The sequence below is a fragment of the Herbaspirillum sp. GCM10030257 genome (genome assembly GCF_042666555.1).
Taxonomy (GTDB): domain Bacteria; phylum Pseudomonadota; class Gammaproteobacteria; order Burkholderiales; family Burkholderiaceae_D; genus Noviherbaspirillum.
The window spans coordinates 1-17,855 of the sequence record NZ_JBHTDH010000036.1 but is presented as its reverse complement, the minus strand read 5'-3'; the positions used below and the strand labels follow the sequence as shown (position 1 = coordinate 17,855).

Below are 17,855 nucleotides of genomic sequence, written 5' to 3'. Positions count from 1 at the left end.
GCAAAGCGGCCCCGGCTGGAGACCCAAGTCACGCGACTGCGGCTTCCGTGTCCCTGTCGTCGGCCGACGGCGAAGCCGGAACCTCCTGACGTGCCTGCTGGCGCTCCCACATCTGTGCATACGCGCCGTTTTGCGCAATTAACTGGCTATGCGTACCGCGTTCGATGATCCGGCCATGGTCGAGCACCAGGATCTGCGAAGCGTCGGCGATGGTCGACAGCCGATGGGCAATCACCAGGGTGGTACGGTCCCTGGCGATTTCCTTCAGCTGCGCCTGGATCGCCTGTTCGGCGCGCGAGTCCAGCGCCGAAGTCGCCTCGTCGAAGATCAGGATGGCTGGATTCTTGAGCAAGGTGCGGGCAATCGCCACGCGCTGTTTTTCACCGCCGGACAACTTCAAGCCGCGCTCGCCGACCATGCTGCCGTAACCGTCGGGCAGGCTTTCGATGAAGTCGTGGATATACGCAGCTTTCGCAGCCGCCACGATTTCTTCACGAGTCGCATCCGGCTTGCCATAGGCTATGTTGTACTCGATCGTGTCATTGAACAGTACGGTGTCCTGCGGCACGATGCCGATACTTTTACGCAATGATGCTTGCGTTACATTGCGCAAGTCCTGGCCATCGATGGTAATGCTGCCAGCATTGATATCGTAGAAGCGAAACAGCAGGCGCGACAGCGTGGACTTGCCCGAGCCGCTGTGGCCAACCACGGCGGTCGTCGTTCCTGCTGGAATCGTGAAGTCGACATCGAACAGGATCTGGCGCTTGGCTTCGTAGCTGAAATCGACATGCGAAAACTTCACTTCCGCGCCCTTGATCACGAGCGGCTGTGCGTTCGGCACATCGGCCACTTCGCGATGCTGGTCGAGCAGCTTGAACAGCCTTTCCATGTCGGCAAGGCTCTGCTTGATCTCGCGGTAGATCACACCGAGGAAATTGAGCGGAATGTATAACTGGATCATGAAGGCATTGACCAGTACCAGATCGCCCAGCGTCATCTTGCCATCGATAACGCCTTGGGTCGCGCGCCACAGGATCAGCGTGACGGCGGTGGCGATGATCAGCGATTGTCCGGTGTTGAGGATCGACAGCGAGGTCTGGGATTTCACTGCCGCCGTTTCCCAGTTCTGCATGCTGTGGTCGTAACGGCGCGCTTCGTAATCCTCGTTGCCGAAATACTTGACCGTCTCGTAGTTGATCAGCGAATCAATGGCGCGCGTGTTGGCCTTCGAATCGAGTTCGTTCATCGTCCGGCGGAAGTTGGTGCGCCATTCGGTCACCGCCACCGTAAAGCCGATGTACACCAGCAAGGCGGCGAAGGTGATGACGGCAAACCAGATGTCGTAATGCAGCACCAGGTAGCCGATCACCAGAGTGATTTCGACCAGAGTCGGCAGGATGCTGTATAGCGTGTATGAAACCAGCGACGAAATTCCACGCGAGCCGCGTTCGATGTCGCGCGTCATGCCGCCGGTCTGCCGATTCAGGTGAAAACGCAGCGACAGCGAATGCAGGTGACGGAACACTTGCAGTGCGATGGTACGCACCGCACTTTGGGTAACCTTTGCAAACACGAATTCACGCAGCTCGGTAAACATCGTCGTGCACAGTCGCAGCAATCCATAGGCAACCAGTATGCCGACCGGAAGCACCAGCAAGGCCTGTGGATTATTGGGTCCGATCGTCATATGATCGATCAGCGCCTTCAGTACCAGCGGCACCCCGACGTTCGCCATTTTGGCGCCTACCAGGAATGTCAGGGCCAGCGACACGCGCCACTTGTACGCCCATAGATAGGGAATCAGCGTCTTGAGCGTACTCCAGTCGTTACGGGTACCGTCGTTGGCGGGAGGCTCGGGAGATGAAACAGGATGGCGTCGCATGAAAGATTTATCTATGGAATGGTTTATGCTCTGGCTTTGACGATTGTAGCCCAGTGCCTGTGTTCCATCAGGTGAGGCGAAAAAGGAGAACCGCAATGACAAATAAACACCAAACCTGCCTTCCTGACGGGAAAGTACCGCAGTTACGCGTGATGCCGATGCCAGCCGATGCCAATGTTCATGGCGATGTGTTCGGCGGCTGGATCATGGCACAGGTTGACATCGCCGGTTCGCTGCCGGCGGTTCGCCGTTCGAATGGCCGTGTCGCGACCATCGCGGTGAATTCCTTCGTGTTCAAACAGCCCGTATTTGTTGGCGACTTGCTCTCCTTCTATGCCGATATCGTCAAGGTCGGCACGACATCGATTACCGTCAACGTGGAAGTTTATGCAGAGCGCAATCGCCTTCAAGTGGAAACCGTCAAGGTAACCGAGGCAACGCTGACCTACGTCGCTACCGACGAAAACCGACAGCGCCGTGCGATTCCGCCACTCGCCGATTAAACAAAGTCCAAGGTACACTCCGGCAAGCTGAGATGCGAAACGACCGTCGGTTTTTCCTGGCGCAAACCACGCGCCTTTTTTCCCTGGCGGCATTGTCGGCCGCGTTTCCGGGTACCGCGCTGAGCAAGACGGCGCTCTATCCTTTCAGCCTCGGCGTCGCATCCGGATCGCCGCGTGCGTCATCTATCATCTTGTGGACACGTATCCTGCCCGACCCGCTCAATGCGGAATCATCCGGCAAGCAGCCTTTTTCCGTCCAATGGGAAATGGCAGAGGATGAAGGATTCACCCGCATTGCTGCTACAGGCAACACGACCGCCCTGCCGGAGTTGGCGCACAGCGTGCATGTCGACGTCGCCGGTCTCAAGCCGGATCACTGGTACTGGTATCGCTTCATGCTCGGGGATGCAGTCAGTCCGGTTGGTCGTACGCGCACCGCACCGGCTGCCAATGTCATGCCGTCTTCACTGCGGCTGGCATTCGCTTCCTGCCAGCACTGGGATTTCGGCGAGTATGCGGCGCATCGTCACATCGCTGCGGAAGCGCCCGACCTGGTCGCTTTTCTCGGCGACTATATTTACGAATGGGGCCAACTCGAACTTGCGCATCCCGCCTCGCCACGCAAGCGTGTCAATGAAAGCGTGACCTTGTCCGATTACCGCGCACGCTATGCGCAGTACAAATCCGACCCGCAGCTGCAAGCGTCGCATAGGGTGGCGCCATGGATCGTCACCTGGGACGATCACGAAGTAGCCAACGACTATGGCAACGACCGCGATGAACGCCTAAATTCCAACTTCCTTGCGCGCCGGGCTGCCGCCTATCAGGCTTTCTATGAACATATGCCGGTGCGCCTGCATGCATTGCCGGAAGGCCCACAACCACAGCCACAACGCTTTGCGCAAATGCGTATCTACGACCGCTATGACTGGGGTCGACTGGCACGCTTTCATGTGCTCGATGACCGGCGATACCGCTCTCATCATGCCTGTCCCGCACTGAATCGAGGTGGATCGCGATTGGTCGATGCGAGCTGCGGCGAACGGCTCTCCCCGACACGCACGTTGCTTGGCAACGAGCAGGAACGATGGCTGGCCGAGGGTTTTGCCAGTTCCGGGGCCCGATGGAATTTCATTGCACAACAGACATTGATGGCCCAGTGTTCTCATACGCCCATCGAAAACGGAGAGGATGGTCGCTTCTGGAATGACGGCTGGGACGGTTATCCAGCCGCGCGTGAGCGGCTGTTTCGCGACATTCACACACATAAAGTCAGCAACCCTGTCGTGCTATCGGGCGATGTACACACCTTTTATGCGGCAGAGCTGCAGCAGGACTTCAATCGGCCGGTATCTGCGGACAATCCTGTCATTGCAACGGAGTTTTGCGGCACTTCTGTCACCTCGAACTCGCGGCCGCAGGCGCGCACCGAGCAATATGTCGTGCAAAATCCGCATATCAAATACGGTCGTAGTGACGTCCGCGGATTTGTGATGATGGAAGTCAGCCCGGCGCAGGTCATAACGCGCTTTCAGGCGCTGGCCGATGTGCACCAGGCACAATCTCCGGTATCAACGATTGCCCGTTTCGTGGTCGAGGATGGCAAACCGGGATTGATCAAAAGCAGTTGATCATGAGGTTACCGACATAAAAAAACCGCCTGACTTGCAGGCGGTTTTTAGTGGCTACGGGACGTAGCGTGAATGATGCGGGAAGACCTGATCAGGCCGCCTTCTTTTCATCGCGCAGTTCGCGGCGCAGAATCTTGCCGACATTGGTCTTCGGCAATTCGTCGCGGAACTCGATGTATTTCGGCTTTTTGTAGGCGGTGAACTGCTCCTTGCAATAGTTCATCAGTTCATCGACTGTCAACGATGCGTCCTTGCGGACCACGAACAGTTTGACCGCTTCGCCGGAGTTATTGTCGGGCACGCCGATGCATGCGCATTCGAGCACGCCCGGATGTGCGGCAACCACCGCTTCAATCTCGTTCGGGTACACATTGAAGCCGGACACCAGAATCATGTCTTTCTTGCGATCGACGATCTTCACGAAGCCGCGCTCATCCATTATGCCGACGTCACCGGATTTGAAGAAGCCATCCGGCGTCATGACCTTTGCGGTTTCATCCGGGCGGTTCCAATAGCCAACCATGACCTGCGGGCCCCGGATCGCGATCTCGCCAGGCTGTCCTAGAGGTACCGGTGCGCCATTGTCGTCCAGGATAGCGATTTCCGTGCTTGGAATCGGCAGGCCGATCGTGCCGGAAAATTCCGTCGACAGTGCTGGGTTGCAGGTTGCGGTCGGCGCGGTTTCCGACAGGCCGTAGCCCTCGACGATCGGGCACCCGGTGATTTTGAGCCACTTGTCGTTGACTGCCTGCTGCACTGCCATGCCGCCACCGTTGCAGATCTTCAGTTGCGAGAAATCCAGTTTGGCAAATTCAGGATTGTTCAGCAAGCCGTTATAGAGCGTATTCACCGCAGGCAGCAGGTTGAACTTGTATTTGCCGAGCTCCTTGATGAAGCCGGGAATGTCACGCGGGTTCGGGATCAGGATGTTCATTGCGCCCCAGCGGGTGCCCATCAGCATGCACGCGGTCAGCGCAAAGATGTGATACAGCGGCAGTGCGCAGACAATGGTCAGCGGATCGATCTTCGGTTCCTGCTGCAGCGCGGGCTGTGCCCATGCATCGTTTTGCAGCACGTTGGCAATGACACAGCGATGTGTCAAGGTTGCGCCTTTCGATACACCGGTGGTGCCGCCGGTGTATTGCAGGAATGCGAGGTCATCATGATTGAGGTCGACCGGCTTGAGCGTCATGCGCCCACCCTCCGACAATACCTGCTTGAAGCGGATGGCATTCGGCAGCGAGAACGCAGGTACCATTTTCTTCACATTGCGTACGACGAAATTGACCAGCATGCCCTTGGCGCCGCCCAGCATCTCGCCCATGCTGGCAACGACTACATGCTTAACCTTGGTCTTGCCGATTACCTGTTCCAGCGTGGTAGCGAAATTTTCCAGGATGATGATCGCTTCGGCGCCGGAATCATTGAGTTGATGCTCAAGTTCGCGCGGCGTGTACAGCGGATTCACATTGACCACGCAGTAGCCGGCGCGCAGTATGCCCGTGATTGCGACCGGATACTGGAGGATGTTTGGCATCATCACCGCTACCCGTGCGCCCTTCTTCAGGCCGCGTCCCTGCAACCATGCGCCGACTTTTTTCGACAGTTCGTCGACTTCCGCGTACGTCATGAACTTGTCCATGCAGACGTAGGCGTTACGCGACGAGAATTTCTTGAACGATTCCTCCATCAAATGCACCAGCGAGCGGTACTGGGTAACATCGATTTCTGCGGGAACGCCAGGTGGGTAGGACTTCAGCCAAAGCTTTTCCATTGTCTGCCTCTAGTTTTATTGGTGGGATTGGTTGATTTGCCCAAAAAATCGAACGACCGATTCTTTTTTAAGCGTAGATGCTATCGGTCGACGCGCTGTCATGCAAGTCTTTTAATTATGATCAGAATAATCCTTCTAAGGAGATTATGGTTTTGCAGTGCAGCAATTTTGATTACACCAATTGCAGCGGACGCGCGCAAAAAAAAGCAGCCTCGAAAGGCTGCTCTATGTCGCATTCGGCCGTTACTCAAGCTATTGGGTACTGAGCTGATGCGGTTGCATGGAAATCAGCTTGCCCAGCCTGAGCCCACCTACCCAGGCGCTTAATGCAGGTCTTCGGCGTGGGTGTTGCCCGCAGTGACCGCCGTAGCCTGACCAAGGCTGGCCAGCAGACGATGACGTTCATCCTTGCCTAGCGTGGACAGGTTGCGTACCGCTTCATAAAACTTGCCAAGGTCTTTTTGTTTGCTCAGTATGGCCTTGAAACCGGGTACGAAGTCATGATAGGTCGCCACCGCTGACAGATGCGCGTTCGACAATGGTTCGGCGAACCAGCGATCGTAACCGCTGTAGCCGCCCCAACTTTCTTTCAGCACCAGGTATTCTTCTTTCAATGCCTTGAAAATCGCCGCCTTCTCCTTGCGCTTTTCATCATCGCTGATGTCACTTTCGTAATTGGCTTTCAATGCCTTGCGCTGCTTCAGCAGCAAGGCCAGGAAGTCGCGCTTGCGCCCTTCGTAAGCTGCGTAGGCTTTTCGTGTCTTATCGTCTCCATGCAATTCCATCCAGCGTTCAACGCCGGCTTCCTCGACGGCAACAGCAAACGATTCATTGAATTTGGAATCACCCGGCACATAGACGACCTGGTGTGCGAGTTCATGGAAAACCAGTCGCGCCAGCTCGCCGTCCGGATATTGAATGAAGGTCGACAGTACCGGATCCTTGAACCAGCCGAGCGTCGAATAAGCCGGCACGCCGGACACCTCGACATCGTATTTTTCGGCGCGCAATTCGGCGGCGTAAGCCTGCGCTTCATCCTTGCTGTAATAGCCACGATAGTTGACGCAGCCGGCCACGGGGAAACACCACTGCATGGGCTTGAGCGAGAGCTCCGGTGTGGCGACTACATTCCACATCACGAATTGCCGCTTGAGGTCCGCATAGGTCGTGTAGCTGTCATTGTCAGGCAGGCCAAGCTCACGTGCGGCAAAGGCACGGATTTCCTTTACCCGGGTAAGGCGGTTCTTGAGTTTGCTTTCGGTGCCGGGACTGGCGATCCATTCATCGATCGGACGCGCCTCCGACAACAGCGAGAATTGACCGTGCGCCGCCTGCACGAAATAACCGATCTGCGCACAGCCGGCCAACGTTGCCGCCACACCGCAGAATACCAATGCCCGCCACTTCATCTTCATTTTCCTAAGCCTTCTCCACCTGCACCAGCACGTCGTAGAACGTTGGCGCGTTGCCCATATCGGTGAGGCGCTGGCTGGTCACTTCGTTGGCATTTTTGCCATCGGCGGAAAACTTCTTCCACCAGATCGACAGACCAACTACCAGTCCCTTGCGTGCCTTGTCGGTCACGCGCGCTTTCGCGACGAATGATCCGCGGTCATTGAAGATGCGTACCTGATCGCCTTGCCCGATTCCACGTTGCGCTGCATCGTCGGGATGGATATCAAGGTGCGGTTCGCCTTCCGTATCACGCAGACTCTCCACATTGACGAAAGTGCTGTTAAGAAAGTTCCTTGCCGGTGGAGAAATCATTCCTAACGGATAGCGCTTTGCTAATTCCGGGTTACTGGCGGCAGATTCATACGGCGCGATATAAGTAGGCAAAGGGTCAAGACCATCTGCCTGCATGCGTTCACAGTAGAACTCGCACTTGCCTGACGGGGTAGGAAAACCACCATGAGCGAAGGGGGCATCGGGTGCATCAAGCTTTTGCCAACCACGCTGCTTGAGCGAATCCCAGTCGAAGTGAATAGCGCGCGCATTCGTGCGGTCAAATGCCTGCGCTGCGATGTCATCGTCGCTTTCACTGAAACAAGGATCGTTAAAACCCATGCGCGCGGCCAGCAGCCGAAAGATTTCAGTGTTCGGTTTCGATTCCCCAAGCGGTGCGATTGCGGCATTGTTCGCCATCATATAAAGATGGCCATAGGTTGCATGGATATCCACATGCTCAAGCTGCGTCGTGGCAGGCAGCACGATATCGGCAAAGTCCGCCGTGTCAGTCTGGAAATGTTCCAGCACGACAGTGAACAAATCGTCACGTGCAAAACCCTGCGCGACCTTGGGCGACTCGGGTGCGACTGCGACGGGATTGGAGTTGTAGACAATGACCGCTTCAATCTTCGGTCCAAATTGCGGCGAGGTCTCTCGCAGCAATTCGTCACCGATGGTGCTCATGTTGATCGTGCGTACCGGTGTCTGCAACAGGTCGGGCCGTTGCAGCGCTGCGCTGTTCTTTGGGAAGGTATCCGACGAGGACAATTGCACACCCCCCGCAGCATGTCGCCACGCACCGACCAGGGCCGGCAGGCAGCAGATATTACGCACCGCCATGCCACCGCCGCGTACACGCTGCAGGCCATAATTGATGCGGATTGCGACAGGCTCGCCCTGCTGCGCGGCAGTACCGTAATCACGTGCGAGTTGTTCGACTTCGTCAGGCGTGATGCCGCAAATCTCTGCGGTGTATTGCGGCGTCCATTTCTGCACGCGCTCTTTCAACTGATCGAAACCGAGCGTGTACTGTTTCACATAATCGTGATCGATCAGTGCATCTCTGATCAACACATGCATCATGCCAAGCGCGAGCGCCGCATCGGTGCCAGGCAACAGCGCAATATGCTGATGACATTTTTCGGCAGTGAGTGAACGGTAAGGATCAATAGCAATCAGTTTGGCGCCGCGGCGTTTAGCTTCTTGCGCGCGCATCCAGAAATGCAGATTGGAAGCAATCGGATTACCACCCCAGATCACGATCAGTTTAGCGTTTTGGAACTGCTCAACATCGGTGCCGATGCGTGCGCCCAGCGTGTACTTGTAGCCGGCGCCGCCAGCCGATGCACAAATGGTGCGATCCAGCTGGGATGCCCCGAGCTTGTTGAAGAAACGCATCGCCATGGATTCGCCCTGGACCAAGCCCATGGTACCGGCATAGCTGTAAGGTACGACCGCCTGAGGGCTTCGGCTGACAACTTCCTTCAGTCTTGAAGCAATGGTATCGAGCGCTTCATCCCAACTGATCTGTTCAAACCTGCCTTCACCTTTACGACCGACGCGCCTCAGCGGATGCAGCACACGGTCCTTGTGATAAGTCCGTTCGGTGTAGCGCGACACCTTGGTGCACAGCACGCCGGCCGTTGTTGGATGATCGGGATCACCACGCACCTGGGTGGCCACACCGTCTTCGACAGTTACCAGCATGGCGCAGGTATCCGGGCAGTCATGAGGGCAAGTGGCGCGTACAATTGTTTTCGTCATAATAGTTCCCATGGACGTCTGGTCTTTCTTGTGAATAACCAGACTGGATACAGGCGCTTGGCAGATGCGAGAAGTGCGCGGCGTAGCAAGTCTGCAATCACCTGGTATTGATGTGCACGATATCGCGTGCGCAGTCGTTAGAATAGCGTTGAACCGTCAATCGTAATATACCGAGATTGAGAAAGTACTGCATGCTGCATGGCAACGTCGCTGACATACGGTATACATGGAGACCATAATGAAATTGATCGACCCGATCGTCGAGTTTCAGTCAGAACTGCAACAGATCCGGCGTGATATCCACGCACACCCCGAATTGTGCTTTGAAGAACAGCGTACTTCGGAAATCATTGCGCAAAAGCTGACCGAATGGGGCATCCCCGTAATCCGGGGACTTGGGGTCACCGGCGTAGTCGGCGTGATCAGCAACGGTACGGGAAAACGTGCAGTCGGCCTGCGTGCCGATATGGATGCCTTGCCCGTGCAAGAAATCAACACCTTTTCTCATGCCTCCAAACATCAGGGCAAGATGCATGCATGCGGGCATGACGGACATGTGGCCATGCTTTTGGGGGCCGCGCATTATCTGTCCAGGCACCGCAACTTCGACGGTACCGTGTATGTGATTTTCCAGCCGGCGGAAGAAGGTGGTGGTGGCGCAAAACGCATGATGGACGACGGCCTGTTCGAGCAATGCCCGATGGAAGCCGTGTTCGGCATGCATAACTGGCCCGGCGTACCGGTCGGTACTTTTGGTGTGACCGCAGGGCCGATGATGGCGTCGTCAAATGAATTCGAGGTGGTCATCAAGGGCAAGGGCGCTCACGCAGCGCAGCCGCACAAGGGCATCGACCCCATCATGATTGCAGTGCAAATTGCACAAAGCTGGCAAACAATCATTACGCGCAACCGCAATCCATTGGATGCCGGCGTGCTGTCAATTACACAAATCCATGCAGGCAGCGCAACCAACATCATTCCAGATGAAGCATCGCTGATCGGCACGGTACGCACCTTCAGCACCGAGGTGCTCGACCTGATCGAATCCCGTATGCGCAATATCGCGCAACACACGGCAGCAGCCTTCGATGCCACCGTCGATTTTCGCTTTCATCGCAATTACCCGCCTTTGATCAATCATGCAAAAGAGACGGCTTTTGCAATCGATGTCATGCAGTCAGTCGTCGGTAAAGATCGTGTCGATGCACAAGTCGAGCCCACCATGGGCGCGGAAGACTTTGCCTTCATGCTGCAGGAAATGCCGGGATGTTATGTCTTTATTGGCAATGGCGAAGGTGGACATCGCACTGCCGGTCACGGTCTGGGGCCGTGTAATCTGCACAACCCGAGCTATGACTTCAACGATGAACTGCTGCCGCTGGGGGCGACATTCTGGGTGCGCCTGGCGGAAGCCTTCCTGCGTCCGGCGTGATGACACTCTCACCCGCCGAAATAATGACCGGGTCACACGCACTCGCGGTTCATGCGCCGGCATTTGTGCGCGTGGCATTAAGCAACATCACGCAGGAGTATCCGCACAAGCTTGATCACTTGATCGGCCAAGCTGACGATGTGCAAGCGCCGCGTGTATTGCATCCGGTGTTCTACGGCAGCTATGACTGGCATTCCAGCGTGCACATGCATTGGTTGCTTGCAGCGATAATGCGGCGCATTCCTCATGTCCACGATGTGGACCTTGTCTGTGCAGTCTTCGACCGCCATTTCAGCGATGGCAACGTTGCCGCAGAAGTCCGGTACCTCTCGCATCCACAACATCAATCATTCGAACGCACCTATGGCTGGGCATGGCTACTCAAATTACAGGCCGAGCTCATTGCTCTTGCCGCAGTCGATTCGCGTGCCGATGCATGGTGCAAGGCGCTGCAGCCGCTGGCCGACTTGATCGTCGATCGCTACCTGCAATATCTGCCGCTCGCACAGTATCCGATCCGTGCCGGTACCCATGCCAATAGTGCATTCGGCTTGCTGTTTGCATTGGATTATGCCGAGCAAATCCAACATCTGGCGCTGCGCAAGATAATCATGAGCAAAGCCAATAGCTGGTTCGGCCGCGACGGGCGCTATCCAGCGAACTACGAGCCGAGCGGCGAGGATTTTCTGTCGGGCGGTTTGTTGGAAGCGACCTTAATGCTGCGTGTTGTCGATGGTTGCAGCTATGCCGACTGGTGGGAAGTGTTTTGTCCTGCCCCACAGGATTTGCTGGTCTGGCTGACACCAGTGACGGTCAGCGATCGCAGCGATCCGCGTTTGGCTCACCTTGATGGGTTGAACCTGTCGCGCGCGTGGTGCTGGAAGATGTTATTGCCGCAACTGCCCCAACGGATGCAACACCCGGTCAGCGAAGCAATTGCAGCGCATCTTCAGGCGTCCTTGCCGCAAGCTGACAACGGCCATTATGTCGGTACGCATTGGCTCGCCAGCTTTGCCTTACTTGCTTTGGCCGACGACTAATGATGACCCGGCACCTTCGGGACTGCTTTCTTCTGCAATGAGAATGCCGCGCTGACGCAAGAGACGGATGTCGCCATACCAAGCTTCGACAGTTTCGCCGGTGTTGTCGGTATCAGTCAGCACTCCGACGCCGATCAGCTTGCCCGGCTTTTCGCCAAAAGCTTTTTCATAGTCGTCGACGATGTTACGGGTGAAGTTGCGCCATTTGCCCACACCCTCCGGTCCTTGTTCCGCCACCATCATTCGGATGCGACTGCTGTGCGTGCTTCGGATAACCGTGCCGACAGGTGCTTTGTTTTCCCAGATGTACATTAAGGTTGCATAGGGAAAGTCATAGCCAGTGACAATCTTGGCGGTTTCGAACAGGATCTGGTCCGCGAACGGCAGGTTATCCTTGTCACCGTCAAAACCGAGAATGATGCGTACCGGTGAATCTTCGGTTGCGCGCTGGGTATTGTCCGCGGTGCTGACCAGTTTGGAGATCTTCCATTGCCATTCTAACCAGGGTTGTTGCATCGGGTCTGCTTGCACTTGCTGCATGAGCCCGGAGGATGCGCCTTCGGCACGCGCATGCAGCACCGTACGGTTTTCCTTGGTTACCAGCTCGTATTGCGTCTTCTTTTTCGTGCGCAGAAGGACGAGCGGCTCCCATGCAGTTGGTAATCTGCCGGCTTCACTTTGGGAAAAGAGCGAGAACGTCGCTGCCTGCGTCGATATCGGCGGACTGGGTGCCTGTGGCATGGTGGGCTGCTGCGCGCAGCCGGTAAGGCCGATCGCCAACGCAAGTGTAGCTAGTGCGGATGTCGAACTGGTATGTGCGAAAGCGAGTTGATCTGGCGTACACGACAACGCATGCCGAGTGCGCTTCGCGCCAAAGTGGCTTGGGGCGCCTGTGCGCCAGTATCTAATCTGCTCTAGGATCCGATTCATGTCCGACTCTGGAATCGCGCCCGCATCCGACGTGAGCGCACTTGCAGCATTTATGCGATGCGTGTTTTCGATGCCAGAATTGTATAGCGTTGTTGCTGTGTAGCAAGCACTAACCCGCCGGTCTCGCCAGTATCTTCTTCGGCATGGACGAACTGCCAGCGAATCTGATGGTATTTGGCCACAGCATCGCGATGCGCAATGCTGATAATGCTCACCCCCGGTAAATCTTCCAGGATCAGTTTGTACAAGTGTTCTTCGGTTTCCGCATCCAATGCACTGGTGGCCTCGTCGAGGAACAGTAGGTCGGGCTTGGCAAGCAAGGCGCGCACGAAGGCCAGGCGCTGCTGTTCACCGGGCGACAGACGCTGGCTCCAGTTGTCTGGCTCGTCAAGCTTGTCACTTAAATGCGGCAATTTGCAAAGTTCGAAGTAATGCTGGATGGCGCGCTCTTTGTATGCGTTTTCCGCAGCGGGGTAGGAGACCGCGGCACGCAAGGTGCCGATCGGCAGATAGCCTTTTTGCGGCAGAAACAGCAAGCGTGCATCCTTGGGTATTTCGATGCTGCCTCCGCCGTAAGGCCAAATGCCAGCAATTGCGCGGAACAAGGTCGATTTGCCGCATCCCGAAGGACCTGCCACGAGAATCCGCTGTCCCGGCAGGATATGTGCCCTGAGTGCCTCGGTCAGTGCTGCTCCACTGGGTAACTCTAGTGTGACATCGTCAAGCAGGACGGCACCTACGTTATTGCGCATGACCGTAATGCCGGAGACCCGGGTGCGCGCGGCCACCACCGACGCATGGAATCCGGCAAGACGGTTGACGCTGGCTTTCCAGCTTGCCAGCGAGCTGAAGGCATTGATGAACCAGGACAAGGCGTCCTGCACATGGCCGAACGCAGAACTGATCTGCATCAGGCCGCCCAACGTGATCGCTCCGGAGAAGTAGCGTGGAGCCCCAACCAGGAACGGAAAAATAATGGCGAATTGCGCATAGAAGTTTGAGGCCACATTCAAACGCTTGGTGGTGCGCATGATCGTCCACCAGTTATCCCAGATGCGCTGGAAACGCGTACCAAGCTGGTCTTTTTCCTGTTCTTCACCGCGATACAGCGCCACAGCTTCCGCATGTTCGCGGATACGTACCAGGCCGAAACGAAAATCGGCTTCAAAACGCTGCTGATGAAAATTCTGAAACACCAGTGGCCGTCCAATCCAGAACACGATCAGAGAACCAACGCCGGCATAGGCAATTGCAAACCACACCATGTAGCCGGGTATGCTCCACTGCTGACCGTTAAACATAAAGGCAAGCGGTCCACTCACCGACCACAAAATTCCGACAAACGACGCGAGTGAGACGACGCTCGAGAGCAAACCGAGCGACAACGTGAGCGAACCATTGGTCAGAAACTGCAGGTCTTCTGCGATACGCTGGTCGGGATTGTCGGCCGTACCGGTCTGCTCGAGGCGATAGTACGACTGATTCTCCAGCCATTCATGCAGATACTGTTTTGTCATCCATGCACGCCAACGCATCTCGAGCGCTTGCATCAGGTAAACCCGGTAGATGGCGACGGCGATGTAGATGAAGGCCAGATAGGAAAAACGCCAGAGCTGGCTCCTGAACGCGACGAAATCCCTATTTTCGAGCGCATTGTAGAAATCCCGATTCCAGGCGTTGAACAACACGTCCAGGTAAACCATGCCCAAGGCGAGCGCAATCACCGTTGCCAGCAAGCCGAGCGCCTTCCACTTTTCTTCGGACACCCAGAAAGGCTTGATAAGCTGCCAGACTGCTCGCCAGTCGGTACCGTTGGCGCCCGAGGTGGCGATGCCTTTATCGCTAGTATTGATAGTGCTGCCAAATGTGGTTGCGGTCATAAATGCTGCATCTAAAAATGTCTTTCAATCCTGTGTGCGGGAGACAGTCAAGGCTTTCGCCATGATCCCGGCTATAGATGCTGCACGATGGCTAAAGGTAGCTCATGATCAACATAGTCGATGCGGTTGTTAATTTAATCCACGTTGGCGCCCGACGCCTTGACGACTTTGACCCATTTCTGGGTACGGACTGAGTGAATGCAGCAAACTGCACTGGCGTATTACCGGTCGATTCGGCATCCTGAGACCCTATGTAAACACGGTCTTCAACTTCATGGCGTGTCTGCTTTTTATCAAGGCAATTGGTCTGGCCCAGTGCCCACCCGCTTGCCGGTGTTGATGCGCTCTAGTGCAATCAGGGCTGCCGACTGGTCGGCATTTGGTACAACCTCCAGGATGCTGCGATAAAGGGTAGTGACTAACTCGGCGACAGGGAGGCGTACACCACCAGATGCGGCGGCAATTAAGGCGTTTTCCAAGTCCTTGGCCTGACTTTTGACTTGCCCGCCAGGGAGAAAATTACGGTCGAGCATACGCTGTCCGTGGACATCCAGAATGCGGCTTTCCGCAAAACCTCCCCGAATAGCAGTCCGTACAGCGGCAGGATCAGCACCGCCTGCTTCGGCAAGCAGCAGTGCCTCTGCAACAATGCTTAAGGTGCCGCCAACAATCAGTTGGTTGCAGAGCTTCGCGATCTGGCCGCATCCAGCAGGGCCAACCCGCGTCGGACGACCAAGGACTTCCAATATCGGTCTGGCGCGAGCAAAATCGGCTTCACTGCCGCCCGCCATAATTGCCAGCGTGCCGGCTTCTGCGCCGAGAACGCCTCCCGATACTGGCGCATCAATAAAGCTCACACCTTGTGTCGAGAGTGTGGCATGGAATTCCTGCGCTTCTGACTGGCGGGTCGAGCTCATGTCGATGACTAGTACGCCTTGCCGCAGTCCTCTTGCCGCCTGTTCCAACACCGATCGAACGATTGACCCATCTTCCAGCATGGTAATGACGATATCCGCTTCGCCGGCTGCTTCTGCCGGGTGGTCCGCAATGCGCGCATGCAGGGAAGCAAGAGGCTCGGCCTTAGCACGCGTTCTATTCCATATCGTCACAGGATAGCCTGCCTGCAATAGGCGTTTTGCCATCGGCGCCCCCATCAATCCGACACCGAGAACAGCGATCCTTTGTATTGGCGCAGAACTACTCACGCTTGTCTCCTCTACTGTTACTAATTGATTGCATAATGATGCACCATCATCTCAAAAAAACAACTGCCATGTCGACCGTGGAGATTCACCCCTTAATACACACACCGATGTTGCTAGGCGAGACACCGCTATGGCACCCGGGCGAGTCCACTTTGTACTGGATCGATATCGCGGGTAAATCTGTACATCGTTTTCGCCCGTCAGATGGGTCTTATCAACGCTGGGATGTTCCATCGGAGCCGGGATGTATTGCTTATTGCGAGGCTGGCGGCCTTCTGGTGGCGATGCGTTCAGGTATTGCTAAACTTGATACAGCGAATGGCGAGTTAGTCCCGTACATAACTGCACCATACGACACATTAAAAATCCGTTTCAATGATGGACGTTGCGATGCCAATGGACGGCTGTGGCTTGGAACACTTTCCGATGATCGTACACAGCGAGCAGGAGATTTATTTTGCCTTGATAGAGGGAGGCTTCGCTCTGCGGGACGTCCTGTAACGGTTTCCAATGGCGTAGCGTTTAGTGGGGACGGTAAGACTCTTTACCATTCCGATACTACCGCCCACACTATCATGGCGTATGAGTTTGACCTGCCAGCGGGCGAAATTGGCGCGAGCCGTGTTTTTCGGCATTTTTCATCCAATAAGGATTCTACATACAGTGGCCGCCCGGATGGTGCTGCGGTTGATAGCGAGGATGCTTATTGGTGTGCGATGTACGAAGGTGGACGACTACTTCGCCTTGCCGCCGATGGAACCATCTTACGAGAAATTTTGCTCCCCGCACGATGCCCGACAATGCTGGCATTTGGCGGAGACGACATGAAAACACTTTTTATCACTACGGTGCGCCACAACCGTTCGCAGGAAGAGTTAGCCCAGTACCCTCTATCCGGTCACGTACTGACGTGCAGAGTTGAAGTACCCGGAAGACCTGAGTATGGCTACATCGATTAAATTTATCCAACACAGTACGCAAAGATATCGGAGTAGGTCGTCGCTAAAGGCGTGCTTAAGATAAAAAGATTGTCGGTCAGCAAACTTATGGCACATCTGCGAAAATATCCTTATTTGGTAACGTTGCGCATCAGGTTGCTCAATGAGTCGTTTAAAGGACATTCATGATAAGAAACATCCCTTTTCCTCGTATATTTATTGCCGCCGCTATCTTTGGAATACAAACAGCAGCATTTGCTGTGGATGGTGCCTCACTTGAGATAGGTTCTGGCAACAAGACAAAGATGACCCGCGTTGGACTGCAGTGGAAGTGGGATAGCAAATGGTGGCAATCGAATGGAACGCATATCGGAGGATACTGGGACCTGACCGTCTCTCAATGGCGTGCTGACCGATTCCGCAATATCCCTGGCAACTCGCAGAATCTGATTGATGTTGGTTTTACACCCGTATTTCGGTGGCAAAGGGATAGCCTCAAGGGATGGTATGCCGAAGCTGGGATTGGCGCCCACTATCTGAGTGAGATATACGACAACAATGATCGCCAGTTTTCAACGAAATTCCAGTTTGGCGACCATTTGGGCATTGGGTATGTGTTTAACAATAGCGTCGACGTTGGGATACGGGTTCAGCACTTCTCGAATGCGAGTATCAAACGGCCGAATGACGGCGCTAATTTTGCTGTTCTGCGTGCGAGCTATGCTTTCTGAAGCAATTACACTGATACCAGTATTAATTTTCTAGCCCTGCATCGACAGGGCTTTTTAACGCAAGTTGAATTCAGAAAAATGTAGCTAGTACTCAGCGGCCAAGAATTTTTTCATTACGCTGAGCGAGTCCTGCTTCGGCGGTGGTACAGCAGACGTTTAGAGCGCGCCGGTATGCGAAGCGGGGGAAAGCAATAAAGGGATGCTGGGTGCGATGGTGGAGTGCAAAAGCTGAAGCGCAACGCAAAAGTTGAAGTGCAATGCAAAAGCTGAAGCGCAACGCAAAAGCCGAAGCGCAATGCAAAAAGCCCCAGCTCGTTGGAGCTGGGGCTTTGGGTAATACAAGCCTGACGATTACCTACTTTCACACTGGTTGCAGCACTATCATCGGCGCGAAGTCGTTTCACGGTCCTGTTC

General features: G+C 55.4%; 13 protein-coding genes. 6 read left to right on the top strand and 7 right to left on the bottom strand.

Going from position 1 to position 17,855, the window contains the following annotated elements; translation table 11 throughout:
- Nucleotides 1–28: 28 nt before the first annotated feature.
- Nucleotides 29–1,885, bottom strand: a complete 1,857-nt coding sequence (locus ACFQUU_RS26175; RefSeq protein ID WP_382251091.1) for an ABCB family ABC transporter ATP-binding protein/permease — start codon at nt 1,883–1,885, stop codon at nt 29–31.
- Nucleotides 1,886–1,980: 95 nt separating this feature from the next.
- Here ACFQUU_RS26175 and ACFQUU_RS26170 point away from each other — a divergent pair, with 95 nt between their 5' ends.
- Nucleotides 1,981–2,388 (top strand): acyl-CoA thioesterase, encoded by a 408-nt coding sequence (locus tag ACFQUU_RS26170; RefSeq protein ID WP_382251089.1) that lies wholly within the window; start codon nt 1,981–1,983, stop codon nt 2,386–2,388.
- Between the two features lie 32 nt (nt 2,389–2,420).
- On the top strand, nt 2,421–4,019 hold the full coding sequence (locus ACFQUU_RS26165) for an alkaline phosphatase D family protein (protein WP_382251087.1): 1,599 nt from the start codon (nt 2,421–2,423) through the stop codon (nt 4,017–4,019).
- Between the two features lie 91 nt (nt 4,020–4,110).
- Here ACFQUU_RS26165 and ACFQUU_RS26160 read toward each other — a convergent pair whose 3' ends face one another.
- From ACFQUU_RS26160 to ACFQUU_RS26150, 3 genes are all read right to left on the bottom strand, one after another.
- Entirely contained in the window at nt 4,111–5,793 is a 1,683-nt protein-coding gene (locus ACFQUU_RS26160) for a long-chain fatty acid--CoA ligase (RefSeq protein ID WP_382251086.1), read from the bottom strand.
- 323 nt (nt 5,794–6,116) lie between these two features.
- The gene (locus ACFQUU_RS26155; RefSeq protein ID WP_382251084.1) at nt 6,117–7,208 is read right to left on the bottom strand and encodes an aminopeptidase; all 1,092 of its coding nucleotides are present in this window, start codon (nt 7,206–7,208) and stop codon (nt 6,117–6,119) included.
- 4 nt (nt 7,209–7,212) lie between these two features.
- On the bottom strand, nt 7,213–9,285 hold the full coding sequence (locus ACFQUU_RS26150; RefSeq protein WP_382251082.1) for a molybdopterin-dependent oxidoreductase: 2,073 nt from the start codon (nt 9,283–9,285) through the stop codon (nt 7,213–7,215).
- A gap of 238 nt (nt 9,286–9,523) precedes the next feature.
- Between ACFQUU_RS26150 and ACFQUU_RS26145 the strand changes: the two genes are divergently transcribed.
- Together ACFQUU_RS26145 and ACFQUU_RS26140 are read left to right on the top strand one after the other, a co-directional pair.
- Nucleotides 9,524–10,717, top strand: a complete 1,194-nt coding sequence (locus ACFQUU_RS26145; protein ID WP_382251081.1) for a M20 aminoacylase family protein — start codon at nt 9,524–9,526, stop codon at nt 10,715–10,717.
- A 23-nt stretch (nt 10,718–10,740) separates the two neighbouring features.
- Nucleotides 10,741–11,757, top strand: a complete 1,017-nt coding sequence (locus tag ACFQUU_RS26140; RefSeq protein WP_382251080.1) for a DUF2891 domain-containing protein — start codon at nt 10,741–10,743, stop codon at nt 11,755–11,757.
- Here the strand turns inward: ACFQUU_RS26140 and ACFQUU_RS26135 are convergent.
- The 3 genes from ACFQUU_RS26135 to ACFQUU_RS26125 form a co-directional block, all read right to left on the bottom strand.
- Nucleotides 11,734–12,687, bottom strand: coding sequence for a DUF3047 domain-containing protein (locus ACFQUU_RS26135; protein WP_382251079.1), 954 nt, complete (start codon nt 12,685–12,687; stop codon nt 11,734–11,736). The two genes, ACFQUU_RS26140 and ACFQUU_RS26135, sit on opposite strands and share 24 nt — an antisense overlap.
- Before the next feature lie 50 nt (nt 12,688–12,737).
- Nucleotides 12,738–14,567, bottom strand: a complete 1,830-nt coding sequence (locus ACFQUU_RS26130) for an ABC transporter ATP-binding protein/permease (RefSeq protein WP_382251077.1) — start codon at nt 14,565–14,567, stop codon at nt 12,738–12,740.
- A 293-nt stretch (nt 14,568–14,860) separates the two neighbouring features.
- On the bottom strand, nt 14,861–15,772 hold the full coding sequence (locus ACFQUU_RS26125) for an NAD(P)-dependent oxidoreductase (RefSeq protein ID WP_382251076.1): 912 nt from the start codon (nt 15,770–15,772) through the stop codon (nt 14,861–14,863).
- A gap of 35 nt (nt 15,773–15,807) precedes the next feature.
- On the opposite strand from ACFQUU_RS26125, the gene ACFQUU_RS26120 reads away from it, so the two are divergent.
- Together ACFQUU_RS26120 and ACFQUU_RS26115 are read left to right on the top strand one after the other, a co-directional pair.
- Entirely contained in the window at nt 15,808–16,731 is a 924-nt protein-coding gene (locus ACFQUU_RS26120) for an SMP-30/gluconolactonase/LRE family protein (protein WP_382251074.1), read from the top strand.
- A gap of 164 nt (nt 16,732–16,895) precedes the next feature.
- A complete protein-coding gene (locus ACFQUU_RS26115) occupies nt 16,896–17,441 on the top strand; it encodes an acyloxyacyl hydrolase (protein ID WP_382251072.1) in 546 nt (181 codons plus the stop codon).
- The last annotated feature ends 414 nt before the right edge of the window (nt 17,442–17,855 follow it).